A 13770-nucleotide genomic window follows, 5' to 3' on the forward strand; every position below is an offset into this window, starting at 1 on the left:
CGCGCGAGCTGCGCGGCCCGGCGGTCGACGACGCGCAGGTGCCGCGTGAGCGAGAGCGCGAGCAGGATCGCCGCGACCGCGACCACGAACGTCACGAGGAAGCCGAGGACCCCCGGGGACGCCTGCACGGACAGCGGGACCTCGACGGGCGTCGGGCTCGGCGTCGCCGCGAGCCGGACGACGAGCGCCGCGCCGGTCACGGGGTGCCCGCGGAGCTCGTCGGGGCAGGGGGACGCACGCCGGCGAACAGGTCGTCCTCGGGCAGCCGGACCGGGACGCGCGACTCGGCGAGCTCGTACTCCTCGTAGGGCCACACCTCGCGCTCGAGGTCGCGCGGCATCGCGAAGAAGAAGCCCTCGGGGTCGATCTGGGTCGCGTGCGCGCGCAGCGCGTCGTCGCGCGCACCGAAGAAGTCGGCGCACGAGATCCGCGTCGTGACCTCCCGCTCGGGGATCTCCCGCGCCGCGCGCGACTCGACCCACTCGCCGAACGGGGACTCGATGCCGCGCTCGACGAGCGCCTCGTGCGCCGCGCGGATCCGCGCCATCGAGAAGCCGTGGTTGTAGTACAGCTTGAGCGGCGTCCACGGCTCGCCGGCGTCGCGGTAGCGCTCGGGGTCGCCCGCGGCGGCGAACGCCTCGGCGGAGACCCGGTGGCACATGATGTGGTCGGGGTGCGGGTACCCGCCGGTCGGGTCGTACGTCGTGATCACGTGCGGGCGGAAGCGGCGCACGAGCTCGACGAGCGGGCGCGCGGCGACCTCGAGCGGCTGCAGCGCGAAGCACCCCTCGGGCAGGGGCGGCAGCGGGTCGCCCTCGGGAAGCCCCGAGTCCACGAACCCGAGCCACTCCTGGCGCACGCCGAGCGCCTTCGCGGCCGCCGCCATCTCCTCGCGCCGGATCTCGTGCATCCGGTCCGGGTCGGCGACCGGCGGGTAGCTCGGGTTGAGCACGTCGCCGCGCTCGCCGCCCGTGCAGGTCGCGACGAGGACGTCGACGCCCTCGGCCGCGTACCGCGCGGTCGTCGCTGCTCCCTTGCTCGACTCGTCGTCGGGGTGGGCGTGCACCGCCAGCAGGCGCAGCCGTTCTCCGGTCACGTGGGGCCTCCGTGGGTGGGTCACCCGTGCGCGTGGCGCGCACGGGGCGAGGGACAATGATCGCGCACCTCGCCGCACGCCGGGTGCACGACGCCCGCCCGGGGCCGCACCTCCCGGACGAGCGTCCGGGAGGTGCGGCCTCGGCCGGGTCGACCGGCAGGCGTGCTCGACGACCAGGAGCGGACCACGTGACGGAGCAGGACGCAGGCACCCCGGCGGGCCGGTACGGACGCGAGACGTCGGTGCCGCGCCGCACGTGGGTCGTCGTGGCGGTCGTCGCCGGCGTGGTCGTCGTCGCGGTGCTCGCGTGGATCATGTCGGGCATGCAGCGCGACGTCGTGCGCTGGCAGGACCACGGTTTCCGCGTCGAGCCCGACCGCGTGGTCATGACGTTCGAGGTCACGAAGGACCCCGCGGCGACGGTCGAGTGCCGGCTGCTCGCGCTCAACCAGGCCGCCGCCGAGGTCGGGTTCCGCACCGTGACCGTCGGGCCCGCGCGCACGAGCGTCGTGCGCCTCACCGAGACCGTCGCGACCGCGGAGCTCGCAGTCACGGGGACCGTCGAGACGTGCGTCGTGGCGCCCGACGCCTGAGGCGCTCACCCGGGCGCCCGCACCCGCCTCGCCCCGCACACCCCGCCGCTCACCCCGCGATCACCCCGCGGTCGCGACGGCCTCACCCCCGGCGCGTGCACCACCCGGACACCCGTCTTGCTATCCTTGTCGATTCATACGCCGCCCAGGGTCGGCGAGAACCTCCGGTCGACGCGACCGGCAGGCAGCTGGCAGGGCAGGCTCACCGCACACGTGCACGTCCCGTGTACCCGCACGTGTGCACCAGTCGATGATGGCAAGGAAGGAGCGACCGTGACCGAGACGTCGCAGCCCACGTGGCTGACGCAGGAGGCGCACGACCGGCTCAAGACCGAGCTCGCACGCCTCGAGGGTGAGGGTCGTGCCGAGATCACCGCGCGCATCGCCGCCGCGCGCGACGAGGGCGACCTCAAGGAGAACGGCGGCTACCACGCGGCCCGCGAGGAGCAGGCGAAGCAGGAGGCGCGCATCCGGGAGCTCAAGCAGAAGCTGCGGAACGTGCAGATCGGCACGCCGCCGGACGACGGCGTCGTCGAGCCCGGCATGGTCGTGACCGCGCTCGTCGCCGGCGACGAGATGGAGTTCCTGCTGGGATCGCGCGAGATCGCCGGCTCCGCGGACATCGAGGTCTTCTCCCCGACGTCCCCGCTCGGCGCCGCGATCAACGGGCGCGCGGTGGGCGACACGGTCGCCTACGAGGCGCCGAACGGCCGGGAGATCGCGGTCGAGATCAAGGCTGCGCACCCCTTCACGGGCTGACGCACGCATCCGGCCCACGGGCCGCGCAGCACCGGGACGACGCCGTCCCACCACGCACGGGCGAGGCCCCGCGGACGCACGTCCGCCGGGGCCTCGCCCGTCGGCGTCCGTGGTCCCTGAGGTCCGTGGTCCCCGAGGTCCGTGGTCCGCGAGGTCAGTGGTCCGCGAGCCGGAAGCCGCGGGCCCGCAGGTGTGCGAGCACCTCGCCGCAGTGCTCGGGCCCCTTGGTCTCGACCTGCACCTCGATCTCGACCTCGTCGATCGCGAGGTCCACGGAGGTGCGCACGTGGCTCACGTGCACCACGTTCCCGCCCGTCGCCGCGAGCTCGGACAGCAGCCCTGCGAGCGTCCCCGGCGAGTCGTCGATCCGCACGCGCAGCTGCAGGTAGCGCCCCGCGGAGGCGAGGCCGTGCCGCACGACGCGCAGCAGCACGAGCGGGTCGATGTTGCCGCCCGAGAGGACGGCGACGACCGGACCCTCGAACGCCCCCGGCGACGCCATGACCGCCGCGACGCCCGCCGCGCCGGACGGCTCGACGAGGAGCTTCGCACGCTCGGCGACGAGCAGCAGCGCCCGCGAGAGGTCCTCCTCGGTCACGGTCCGGATCTCGCAGCCGTGCTCGCGCAGCACGTCGAACGGCACCCGGCCGGGGGTGCCGACCGCGATGCCGTCGGCCATCGTGCGCAGGTCCGTCATCGGCACCGGGTGGCCGGCGGCGAGCGACGCCGGGTAGGCGGCGGCACGTGCGGCCTGCACGCCGACGACCCGGACCTCGGGTCGTGCCGCGGCGACGGCTGCGACGATGCCCGCGGCGAGGCCGCCGCCGCCGACGGGGACGACGATCGTGCGGACGTCCGGCACCTGCTCGAGGATCTCGAGCGCGACGGTGCCCTGGCCGGCGACCACGTCCGCGTGGTCGAACGGGTGGATGAGCACGCGGCCCGTGCGGGTGGCCTCCTCGCGGGCGGCGACGAGCGCGTCGTCGACCGACGTCCCGGCCAGCACCACCCGGGCGCCGTACTCGCGCGTCGCGGCCACCTTGGGCAGCGCGGCGTCCGCGGGCATGAAGACGAGCGCGTCGATCCCGAGCAGCCGCGCCGCGAGCGCGACCCCCTGTGCGTGGTTGCCGGCGCTCGCCGCGACGACACCGCGGGCCCGCTCCTCCGCGGTCAGCCGCGCCATCCGCACGTACGCGCCGCGGACCTTGAACGAGCCCGCGCGCTGCAGGTTCTCGCACTTGAGCCACACGTCGGTGCCCGCGACGCGGCTCAGCGCACGGCTGTAGTCGACCGGGGTGCGCGTCGCCACACCGTCGAGCAGCGCCGCGGCGGACCGGACGTCGTCGAGCCCGACCCCGCGCACGACGTCGAGGTCGCTCACGCCTCACCGGTCAGGCGGGAGGTTCCCGGTGTGCTGCGGTCGACCTCGCTGGGCGGGACGACCGCCGCGGAGCCGGCCGCGTCCGGCTCCTCGGGCGCGGTCGGTTCACCACGGACGATCGCATGGTCGTCGTCACCGAGCCCCGGGAACTTGTCGTGCCCGTGCAGGTACAGGACGACGGTGTTGATCACCGCGACGATCGGGACGGCGAACAGCGCGCCGACGATCCCGGCGGCGAGGGAGCCCGCGGCCACGGCGAGCAGGACCGCGACGGGGTGCAGCGACACCGCGTGGCCCATGAGCAGCGGCTGGAGCACGTGGCCCTCGATCTGCTGCACGAGCAGCACGACGCCGACCATGATGAGCGCGACGACGGGCCCGTGTGCGACCAGCGCGACGAGGACGGCGACGGAGCCGCTGACGAGCGCCCCGACGATCGGGATGAACGAGCCGAGGAACACCAGCGTCGCGAGCGGCAGCGCGAGCGGGACCTGGAGGATCAGCGCCCCGAGGCCGATGCCGATCGCGTCGACGAGCGCCACGAGGATCTGCGTGCGCGTGTAGCCGCCGAGCGTCACGACCCCGCGCCGGCCGGCCTGGTGGATGCGGTCGCGCGAGGTCACCGGCATGAGCCCGACGAACCACGCCCACACGTGACGGCCGTCGAGCAGGAAGAAGAACGTGCAGAAGAGCGTGATCAGCGCACCGGCGGCGACGTGGCCCACCGTCGTGCCGACCGAGAGCGCACCCGAGACGAGGGACGACGCGTTGTCGCTGACCTGGGACTGCGCCTGGTCGATGTAGCGGTCGATCTGGTCGGTGCTGAGGTCGAGCGGGCCCGACGACAGCCACCGCGCGAGCTCGCGGAAGCCCTCCTGCGCCTGGTCGCTGAGCTCGGCGAAACCGTTGACGAGCGAGCGGCCCGCGAGCGTCAGCAGCCCGGCGACGAGCGCGAGCAGCGCGAGCACCGCGGTCCCGGACGCGAGCCCGCGGGAGAACCGTGCCCGGCGCTGCAGGAACCGCACGAACGGCGCGAGCAGCACGGTCAGCAGCACCGCGATCGCGACCGAGACGACGAGCACCTTGAAGTAGCCGATGACCGCGAGCAGCAGGGCGAGCGCTGCGGCGATCACGATGATCCGCCACGACCACGCCGCGGCGGCCTGGACGGACGGGGGGACGGCCGAGCGCGCGTCCGTCTGCGCGGCGCGCGGGGTCGCCGTGCCCGCGGCGGGCCCCTGCGCGGTCGGCACGGGTCCGGTCGGGTGGGTCGTCGTCATCGCAGGGCCCCCTCGAGGTCGGCGATCAGGTCGGCGACGTCCTCGATGCCGACCGAGAGCCGCACGAGGTCGTCCGGGACCTCGAGCACCGTCCCGAGCACCGAGCCGTGCGTCATCTTCCCGGGGTGCTCGATGAGCGACTCGACCCCGCCGAGCGACTCCGCGAGCGTGAAGACGCGCGTGCGGCTGCACACGTCGAGCGCGGACTGCTCGCTGCCGGTGCGGAACGCGACCATGCCGCCGAACCCGCTCATCTGGCGGGCGGCGACCTCGTGGTCGGGGTGGCTCGGGAGGCCCGGGTAGATCACCTGGGTGACGCGGGGGTGCGCCGAGAGCAGCTCGGCGACCGCCGCGGCGTTGGCCTGGTGGCGGTCCATGCGGACGGCGAGGGTCCGCAGGCCACGCAGCGTGAGCCACGAGTCGAACGGGCCGGCGACGGCGCCCGACGCGTTCTGGTGGAAGCCGACCGCGTCCGCGAGCGCGGCCGTCCCCGTCGGCCCGACGAGCCCCACGGGCAGCTGCGCGCCGTCCGCGACCACGACCGCGCCGCCGACGACGTCGCTGTGCCCGCCGATGTACTTCGTGGTCGAGTGCACGACCGCGTCGGCGCCGAGCGCGAGCGGCTGCTGCAGGTACGGGGTCGCGAACGTGTTGTCGACGACGAGCAGCGCACCCGCCGACCGCGCGTGCGCGGCGAGGGCCGCGATGTCGGCGATGCCGAGCAGCGGGTTCGTGGGCGTCTCGGCCCAGACGACCTTGGTGCGGCCGGGCTGGATCGCCGCGAGCACCGCGCCGGGGTCGCTCAGGTTCACGGGCGTGTGCTCGACGCCCCACGGGCCCAGCACGCGCGCGAACAGGCGGTACGTGCCGCCGTACGCGTCGTCGGGCACGACGACGTGGTCACCGGGGCGCAGGACCGCACGCAGCAGCGTGTCCTCCGCCGCGAGGCCGGACGCGAACGCGAAGGCCGCCGCACCCCCCTCGGCCGCCCGGAGGGCCTCCTCGAGCGCCGCACGCGTCGGGTTCGCCGAGCGCGAGTACTCGTAGCCGCCGCGCAGCCCGCCGACGCCGTCCTGCTTGTAGGTCGAGACCTGGTAGATCGGCGGGACGACGGCGCCGGTCGCGGCGTCGGGGTCCTGGCCTGCGTGGATGGCCCTCGTCGCGAACCCGGCGGTGGCCCAGTCGTGGTCGAGGTCGGGGGTGGGGAACGGGTCGGTCGTCACGGTCCCAGGCTAGGCCGTGCACCGGGTCCGCACGCGGTGGACGCGCACCGGGGCGACGCGCGCGGGCGGGACCTGGGACGCGACGCCGGACCGGGCGCGCGCCGGGGTGCGGGTCCGGGGCGGCGGCGCGCGGGGTACGGGAACAGACGCACCCCGCCGGACCGTTGTGCCTGGCGACGCACGGCCCACCCGCACGCACCCAGCGGGCGCCGGCGCGTCGACCCGACGAGAGGTGGACCCCCTGTGAGCTGGCTGTTCGGATCGGCCCTCAAGTCCCAGATGGTGACGCCGGAGCGCGCGCTGCCCGGCCGCGACGACTACCCCTACGCCGTCCCCGCGACGCACGCGGTGCTCGGCACCCCGCTGCGCGGCCCCTGGCCCGAGGGCACACAGGTGATCTACCTCGCGCTCGGCTGCTTCTGGGGAGCCGAGAAGGAGATGTGGAACCTGCCCGGCGTCGTGACGACCGCCGCCGGCTACCAGGGCGGGATCACGCCGTTCCCGACGTACGAGGAGACGTGCACCGGCCTGACCGGGCACACCGAGACGGTCCTCGTCGCGTACGACCCCGCGGTGCTGCCGACCACGGAGCTGCTGCGCACGTTCTGGACGCTGCACGACCCGACCCAGGGCTACCGCCAGGGCAACGACGTCGGCACCCAGTACCGCTCGGCGGTCTTCACCACGACGCCCGAGCAGGCGGAGGCCGCAGCGGCGACCCGCGCGCTGTACGAGCCCGAGCTGCGGCGCAACGGCTACGGCGAGATCACCACGGAGGTCCGCCCGGTCGACGGCGAGGGCGGCGCCGGGACGTTCTACTACGCCGAGGACTACCCCCAGCAGTACCTGCACAAGGTGCCGAACGGGTACTGCCCGGTGCACTCGACCGGGGTCGCCTGCCCGGTCCCGTGAGCACGGCGTGAGCGGCGACGGCCCGGTCCCCTCGGGGGCCGGGTCGTCGCGCGTCCGGGGCGCGAGCTGCGGGGCGCGGTGTCAGCCCAGCGCGTCGAGGTACACCCAGGCACCGCGGTCGCGCACGAACCGGCTGACCTCGTGCAGCGACCCCGCGCCGTCGACCGAGCGGTAGAACGCCCGGAACTCCACGGTCCCGTGCGTGTCACCGGCGCCTCCGCCGGTCGAGCCGAGCACGTCGAGCCGGTACCACCGCGTGCCGTCGTCGAGGTCGAGCGCGGGTGGGCGCCCGCTCGCGTGCCAGGTGCGGCAGACGTACGCCGCGTCGCGCACCGCGTAGGCGCTGTACCGCGAGCGCATGAGCTGCTCCGCGGTCGACGCGGCCCGCTCACCGCGGTGCAGCGGGCCGCAGCACTCGTCGTAGGGCAGGCCGCTCAGGCACGGGCAGCGGGTCGTCACGGGGTCAGCCTCCGTCGGCGGCGAGCGCGTCGTCGGCGGGCAGGTCCTCGGCGGCGCGGTCCTCCGCGGGCGCGTCCTCGGCCGCACGGTCGTCCGCGGCACCGTCCTGCGGTGCGGCGGCGTCCGACGCACCGGTCGCCGCCTTGGCGTCCGAGTGCCCGAGCGGCTTGTCGGGGGCCACGCGGTCCCGGACGAGCTGCTTGAGCACCGTGATCTCGGGGAAGCCGCGGCGCTCGGCGCGGTCCCACAGCAGCTCCCCGTCGACGTCGACCGTGAACACCCCGCCCGTCGCCGGCCGCAGCGCGACCTCGCTGAGCTCGCGGTGGAACGTCGTGAGCAGCTCCTGCGCGAACCACGCGGCGCGCAGCAGCCACCGGCACTGCGTGCAGTAGGTGATCGTCACGCGCGGGAGCGGGGCATCCGTGCTCATGGCGCCAGTCTCGCGCACCCTTGCGATGATCGGGTCATGGCGACGACGGAGACCCTGCGGAACTGGTCCGGCAACTACACGTTCCAGGCGGCCGAGGTGCACCGGCCGGAGACGGTCCAGCAGGTCCAGGAGGTCGTGGCGGCGGCCCGGGGCGGCGCGGCCGGCCGGGTGCGGGCCATCGGTACCCGGCACTGCTTCCAGGACATCGCCGACACGACCGGCGGGCTCGTCTCGCTCGAGCGGCTCGAGCCGGTGATCGAGCTCGACGGGGCGGCGCGGACGGTGACGGTCTCGGGCGGGACGCGCTACGGGACGCTCGCCGAGCACCTGCACGCGCGCGGCTGGGCGCTGCACAACCTGGCCTCGCTCCCCCACATCTCCGTCGCGGGGGCGGTCGCGACCGCGACGCACGGCTCGGGCGACGCGTCGGCGAACCTCGCGACGGCGGTCGTCGGGCTCGAGCTCGTCACCGCCGACGGCAGCCTCCGGACGCTCACGCGGGCCGACGCCGACTTCCCCGGCGCGGTCGTCTCGCTCGGGGCGCTCGGCGTCGTCGTCCGGCTCACGCTCGAGGTCGAGCCGACGTACGACGTCGCCCAGGAGGTGCACACCGGGCTGCCGTGGGACGCCGCGCTCGCGAACCTCGACGCGGTCACGTCGTCGGCCGACAGCGTGAGCCTGTTCGTGGACTGGACCGGCGACGCCGTGCAGCAGGTGTGGCGCAAGACGCGCGTGGTCCCCGGCGAGCGGCACGAGCTGCGCACGGAGCTGTTCGGTGCGGCACCGTCGCCCGTCAAGCTGCACCCGCTGCCCGGGATCGACCCCGTCAACTGCACGGACCAGCTCGGCGTACCGGGCCCCTGGCACGACCGGCTGCCGCACTTCCGGCTGCGGTACACCCCGAGCAACGGCGACGAGCTGCAGTCGGAGTACCTCGTGCCGCGCGAGCACGCCGTGGGCGCCATCGAGGCGCTGCGCGGGCTGAGCGACCGCATCGCGCCGCTGCTGCAGGTCTCGGAGATCCGCACGATCGGCGCGGACGACCTGTGGCTGTCGACCGCGTACGGCGGCCCGCGCATCGGCCTGCACTTCACGTGGCTCCCGCGGCAGGCCGAGGTCGAGGCGCTGCTGCCGGCGATCGAGGAGGCGCTCGCGCCGTTCGAGGAGCGGCCGCACTGGGGCAAGATCTTCGCCGACACCGGCCGTGACCTCGCGCGGCTCTACCCGCGGATGGCCGACTTCCGGGCGCTCGTCGCGCGCAGCGACCCGGGCGGGGTGTTCCGCGGGCCGTTCCTCGAGCGGCACGTGCTGCTCGGCTGACGCCGAGGCCCCGCACGGCGGCGCGTCGGTGCGGACCGGCCCCGGCGCCGGTCGACCGGTCCGGACGTACCGAGGGGCCGCGGCACCGAGGTGTCGCGGCCCCTCCGTCGAGCAGGTGTCAGTTGACGCCGACGACGTCCACGACGAAGACGAGCGTGTCGCCGCCCTTGATGCCGGCCTGCGGCACGCCGCGGTCGCCGTACCCCTGGTGCGGCGGGATCGACAGCAGCACGCGCGAGCCGATCTGCTGCCCGACGAGACCCTCGTCCCACCCGGCGATCACCGCGCCGACGCCGATCGGGAAGTTGATCGACGAGCCGCGGTCGTACGAGTTGTCGAACACGTGCCCGTTCCACGTCTGGCCGAGGTAGTGCACCACGAGGTCGTCGCCCGCCTCCACGAGCGCGCCGTCGCCGCGGCTGAGCACCTGGACCTCGAGCTCGGCGGGCGCCTGGCCCTCGGGGAACGTCAGCGTGGGCTTCTCGCCGAACGAGCCGGAGGCCTGGGGCAGCTGTGCGGTCATGGATGGATCTCCTCGCCTTGATGTCGGTACGCCACCCATCCTCGCCGCTCGCCACCGCCTCGTGCGCGCCGGGGACGCCTGGTGGACGGGGTGAAGCCGCGACGTCACGGGCGCAGGCACGGGCACCGGCTGCGCCGGGACTCCGGTCTCCGGACTCGGTCGACGCCGCCGGGCGCGGCTCGGCGCGCCCTGCTCAGCGCACCCCGGACCGCCCGTTCAGCCACGCGAGCTGGCGCGCGAGCTGCCAGCCCTCGCCGCCCTCGTGGTTGTTGTACGGGTAGACCTCGATCTGCTTGTCGGTGACCCCGGCGCGCTCGCCGTACCAGTGGTAGGCGGCGTACACGGTGGACGGCGGGCAGACCGTGTCCATGAGCGCGACGGAGAACAGCGTCGGGGCGGTCGCGCGGCGGCCCAGGTGCACGCCGTCGAGGTAGGACAGCGTGCGGAACACCTGCTCCTCGGCGTCGCGGTGCACCGCGAGGTAGTTCGTGATCTCGCCGTACGGGTCGGAGCCGGTGATCTGGACGGCGCGCCGGAAGTGGCACAGGAACGGCACGTCGGGCATGACGGCGAGCAGCCCGTCGACCAGCCCGGCCACGCCGAGCGCGAGCCCGCCGCCCTGGCTCGCGCCCGCGACGGTGACGCGCCCGGGGTCGACGAACGGCAGCGACCGGGCGGCCTCGACCGCGCGGACCCCGTCGGTGATGACCCGGCGGTAGTAGTGCTCGGCGGGGTCGAGGATGCCGCGGGTCATGAACCCGGGGACGGCCGGCCCCGAGCCGACGGGGTCCGGCGTGTGCCCGCCGTTGCCCCACTTGCTGCCCTGCCCGCGCGTGTCCATGAGCAGGTAGGCGTAGCCGGCGGCGGCCCACTGCAGCCGCTCGTGCGCGAACCCGCGCCCGCCGCCGTACCCGATGAACTGCACGACCGCCGGGAGCGGGCCGTCAGCGCCGGCGGGCCGCGAGAGCCAGCCCTTGACGGGGTGCCCGCCGAAGCCCGCGAACGTGATCTCGGACGTCTCGACGAGCGTGAGGCCCGCGTCGACCGGCGTGACCTCGACGGCGAGGTCGTGCGTCCGGGTCTCGGCGAGGGTCGCCGCCCAGAACGCGTCGAGGTCGGTCGGCTCGTCGAGCTCGGGGCGGTACGTCTCGAGCTCGGCGAGCGGCAGGTCGAACAGGGGCATCGTCGCTCCTCGCGGGTGTGCGCCGGCGCGCGTCGTCCGGCGGTCGGGCCGGCGGGCGTGCCCCCGGCGGCCGGGCAGCAGCGTGTCACACGACGACGCCCGCCCGGCGCACGCGACCGCGGGTCGCCGGCCGCTCGGCGCGCGAGCCGCTCAGCGCGCGAGGAACCCCAGCAGGTCGTGCCGGGTGAGCACGCCGACGGGCTGCCCGTCGTCGACGACCATGAGCGCGTCGGCCGACTGCAGCGCCTTCCGGGCGTCCTCGACACCCTCCCCCGAGCCGATCAGCGGCAGCGGCGCCGCCATGTGCCGGTCCACGCGGTCGGCGAGCGTCGCCGCACCGGAGAACACCGCGTCGAGCAGCCCGCGCTCGCTGACGGACCCGGCGACCTCGCCGATCTTGACGGGCGGCTCGGCGCCGACGACCGGCATCTGCGAGACGCCGTACTCGTGCAGGATCGAGATCGCGTCGCGCACCGTCTCGTTCGGGTGGGTGTGCACGAGCGCGGGGAGCTCGCCGCCCTTGCTGCGCAGCACGTCCGCGACGGTCGCGCCCTGCTCGGAGGACAGGAACCCGTACGAGCGCATCCACGAGTCGTTGAAGATCTTCGACAGGTAGCCGCGCCCGCCGTCGGGCAGCAGCACCACGATCACGGCCTTCGCCGCCGCCTCGGGGTCGTCGTCCTGGAGCCGGCGGGCGAGCCGGAGCGCCGCCACGACGGCCATGCCGCACGAGCCGCCGACGAGCAGCCCCTCCTCGCGTGCGAGGCGCCTCGTCATCGCGAACGAGTCGGCGTCGGAGACCGCGATGATCTCGTCGGGCACCGACGGGTCGTACGCGGTCGGCCAGAAGTCCTCCCCGACGCCCTCGACGAGGTACGGCCGCCCGTCCCCGCCCGAGTACACCGAGCCCGCGGGGTCGGCGCCCACGACGCGCACGCGCCCGCCGTCGCCGGCCGCACGGTCGGCGGAGGCCTCCTTGAGGAACCGCCCGGTGCCGCTGATCGTGCCGCCCGTGCCGACGCCGAGCACCGCGTGCGTGACGCGCCCGTCGGTGTCGGCCCAGATCTCGGGGCCGGTCGACTCGTAGTGGCTCAGCGGGCCGTTCTGGTTGGCGTACTGGTTCGGCTTCCAGGCGCCCTCGATCTCCTGCGTCAGGCGGTCGGACACCGAGTAGTAGGAGTCGGGGTGGTCCGGGGCGACCGCCGTCGGGGTGACGACGACCTCGGCGCCGTACGCGCGCAGCACGTCCCGCTTGTCCTGCGAGACCTTGTCCGGGCACACGAACACGCAGCGGTAGCCCTTGCGCTGCGCGACGAGCGCGAGCCCGACGCCGGTGTTCCCGCTCGTCGGCTCGACGATCGTCCCGCCCGGGAGCAGCTCGCCGCTCGCCTCCGCGGCCTCGACCATCTTGAGCGCGATGCGGTCCTTCACGGACCCGCCGGGGTTGAGGTACTCGACCTTCGCGAGGACGGTCGCGGCGAGGCCGTCGGTCACGGAGGAGAGCTTCACGAGCGGGGTGTGCCCGACGAGCTCGGAGATGTGCTGCGCGTACTTCACGGCGGGGTGCTCCGGGAGGTGGGAGGGGGCGCGCGCGACGGTCGGCCGCGGGGCGCGGGGAGGGGCGCGGGTGGTCGCCTCACGCAACGACCGCCCGGAGCGATCATCGCATCCGGGCGGTCGGTCCTGCAGTCAGCGGGCCGTGCGGTCAGTCGCCACGCAGGATCGCGAGGAGACGCAGCAGCTCGAGGTAGAGCCACACGAGCGTCACGATGAGGCCGAAGGCGGCCGTCCAGGCCAGCTTCGCCGGGGCGCCCTGCTCGACGCCGCGCTTGATCGAGTCGAAGTCCATGATCAGCGACATCGCCGCGAGACCCACGGCCACGAGACCGACGATCACGCCGAGGACACCGCCGCGCAGCGGGCCGAACATCTCGCTCGGGAACACGAACGCGAGCACGAGGTTCAGCACCGAGAACGCGAGGTAGCCCACGAGGCCGATGATGAGGAACCGCGTGAACTTCGGGGTGACCCGGACCTTGCCCGAGCGGAACAGCACGAGCGAGGTGCCGAAGACCGCGAGGGTCGCGAGCACGGCCTGCGGGACGAGCCCGTCGCCGAACGCGTCCTCGTAGAACTTGCTGATGCCACCGACGAACACGCCCTCGGCGATCGCGTAGGCCGCGATGAGCAGCGGGCTCGGGTTGCGCCGGAACGCGTTGACCAGTCCGAGCACGAGCCCGACGATCATGCCGATGACCCACAGGCCCGGCGCGAACGCGTACGTCGCCGCGGCGACGACGACGAGCATCGCGAGCAGCCCGCCGGTCTTGACGATGACGTCGTCGTAGGTCAGTCGCCCGGTCTGGGCGGTCGTCGCCGACGGCGCCTCGTACATCTTGTCGAGGCTGACGGCGTCGATCGTCTGGGTGCCGGCGGCGCCGTACCCGGCGGCCTGCCCCGGCTGGACCGGGCTCCGGCCCTGCCCGCGCCCGCGCCTGGCGTTCGGGTCGCGGAACGTCTCGCTGTTGTTGAAGACGGGGTTGCTCACGGCTTCCTCCTGGTCGCTGGCGGCCGGTTCTACCGTACGCAACGCACGCGCGGTCGGCATCGT

The 13770-nt window shown here is 74.5% G+C and carries 14 protein-coding genes and 1 pseudogene; 4 read left to right on the forward strand and 11 right to left on the reverse strand.

Annotated features, from left to right (window positions below; translation table 11 throughout):
• Positions 1–200, reverse strand: a pseudogene (locus ACWFNE_RS17925) (hypothetical protein); the annotation flags it as partial.
• Complete coding sequence (gene mca, locus ACWFNE_RS17930) at positions 197–1096, reverse strand: mycothiol conjugate amidase Mca (RefSeq protein ID WP_452123782.1); 900 nt, start codon at positions 1094–1096, stop codon at positions 197–199. The gene mca and the pseudogene ACWFNE_RS17925, both read right to left, overlap by 4 nt.
• A 188-nt stretch (positions 1097–1284) precedes the next feature.
• On the opposite strand from mca, the gene ACWFNE_RS17935 reads away from it, so the two are divergent.
• Both ACWFNE_RS17935 and greA read left to right on the forward strand, forming a co-directional pair.
• Positions 1285–1689 (forward strand): DUF4307 domain-containing protein, encoded by a 405-nt coding sequence (locus ACWFNE_RS17935; RefSeq protein WP_452123783.1) that lies wholly within the window; start codon positions 1285–1287, stop codon positions 1687–1689.
• A gap of 273 nt (positions 1690–1962) precedes the next feature.
• On the forward strand, positions 1963–2448 hold the full coding sequence (greA, locus tag ACWFNE_RS17940) for a transcription elongation factor GreA (protein ID WP_452123784.1): 486 nt from the start codon (positions 1963–1965) through the stop codon (positions 2446–2448).
• 154 nt (positions 2449–2602) lie between these two features.
• Here the strand turns inward: greA and ilvA are convergent, their stop codons facing one another.
• From ilvA to ACWFNE_RS17955, 3 genes are read right to left on the reverse strand one after another with little or no spacing between them, the layout of a single operon-like run.
• Positions 2603–3829: a threonine ammonia-lyase gene (gene ilvA, locus ACWFNE_RS17945; protein WP_452123785.1), complete on the reverse strand. Its 1227-nt coding sequence runs from the start codon at positions 3827–3829 to the stop codon at positions 2603–2605.
• Positions 3826–5109 (reverse strand): AI-2E family transporter, encoded by a 1284-nt coding sequence (locus ACWFNE_RS17950; protein ID WP_452123786.1) that lies wholly within the window; start codon positions 5107–5109, stop codon positions 3826–3828. The genes ilvA and ACWFNE_RS17950 overlap by 4 nt, the downstream gene beginning before the upstream one ends.
• Positions 5106–6332 carry a cystathionine gamma-synthase gene (locus ACWFNE_RS17955; protein ID WP_452123787.1) on the reverse strand — a complete coding sequence of 409 codons (1227 nt, stop codon included), beginning with the start codon at positions 6330–6332 and terminating at the stop codon, positions 5106–5108. Before ACWFNE_RS17955 ends, ACWFNE_RS17950 begins: the two co-directional genes overlap by 4 nt.
• Positions 6333–6611: 279 nt before the next feature.
• On the opposite strand from ACWFNE_RS17955, the gene msrA reads away from it, so the two are divergent.
• Complete coding sequence (msrA, locus tag ACWFNE_RS17960; protein WP_452123907.1) at positions 6612–7244, forward strand: peptide-methionine (S)-S-oxide reductase MsrA; 633 nt, start codon at positions 6612–6614, stop codon at positions 7242–7244.
• Positions 7245–7325: 81 nt separating this feature from the next.
• Here msrA and ACWFNE_RS17965 read toward each other — a convergent pair whose 3' ends face one another.
• Together ACWFNE_RS17965 and ACWFNE_RS17970 are read right to left on the reverse strand one after the other, a co-directional pair.
• Complete coding sequence (locus tag ACWFNE_RS17965; protein ID WP_452123788.1) at positions 7326–7703, reverse strand: YchJ family protein; 378 nt, start codon at positions 7701–7703, stop codon at positions 7326–7328.
• Between the two features lie 4 nt (positions 7704–7707).
• Positions 7708–8133 (reverse strand): SelT/SelW/SelH family protein, encoded by a 426-nt coding sequence (locus ACWFNE_RS17970; protein ID WP_452123789.1) that lies wholly within the window; start codon positions 8131–8133, stop codon positions 7708–7710.
• Positions 8134–8169: 36 nt separating this feature from the next.
• Between ACWFNE_RS17970 and ACWFNE_RS17975 the strand changes: the two genes are divergently transcribed.
• Positions 8170–9453 carry an FAD-binding protein gene (locus tag ACWFNE_RS17975; RefSeq protein WP_452123790.1) on the forward strand — a complete coding sequence of 428 codons (1284 nt, stop codon included), beginning with the start codon at positions 8170–8172 and terminating at the stop codon, positions 9451–9453.
• Between the two features lie 118 nt (positions 9454–9571).
• Here ACWFNE_RS17975 and ACWFNE_RS17980 read toward each other — a convergent pair whose 3' ends face one another.
• From ACWFNE_RS17980 to ACWFNE_RS17995, 4 genes are all read right to left on the reverse strand, one after another.
• The gene (locus tag ACWFNE_RS17980; RefSeq protein ID WP_452123791.1) at positions 9572–9976 is read right to left on the reverse strand and encodes an FKBP-type peptidyl-prolyl cis-trans isomerase; all 405 of its coding nucleotides are present in this window, start codon (positions 9974–9976) and stop codon (positions 9572–9574) included.
• Positions 9977–10169: 193 nt separating this feature from the next.
• Positions 10170–11159: an acetylxylan esterase gene (locus tag ACWFNE_RS17985; RefSeq protein ID WP_452123792.1), complete on the reverse strand. Its 990-nt coding sequence runs from the start codon at positions 11157–11159 to the stop codon at positions 10170–10172.
• A 150-nt stretch (positions 11160–11309) separates the two neighbouring features.
• Positions 11310–12716: a cystathionine beta-synthase gene (locus tag ACWFNE_RS17990; protein WP_452123793.1), complete on the reverse strand. Its 1407-nt coding sequence runs from the start codon at positions 12714–12716 to the stop codon at positions 11310–11312.
• 148 nt (positions 12717–12864) lie between these two features.
• Positions 12865–13707, reverse strand: coding sequence for a Bax inhibitor-1/YccA family protein (locus tag ACWFNE_RS17995; protein WP_452123794.1), 843 nt, complete (start codon positions 13705–13707; stop codon positions 12865–12867).
• Between the last annotated feature and the right edge of the window lie 63 nt (positions 13708–13770).

The sequence above is a fragment of the Cellulomonas sp. NPDC055163 genome, assembly GCF_053607065.1.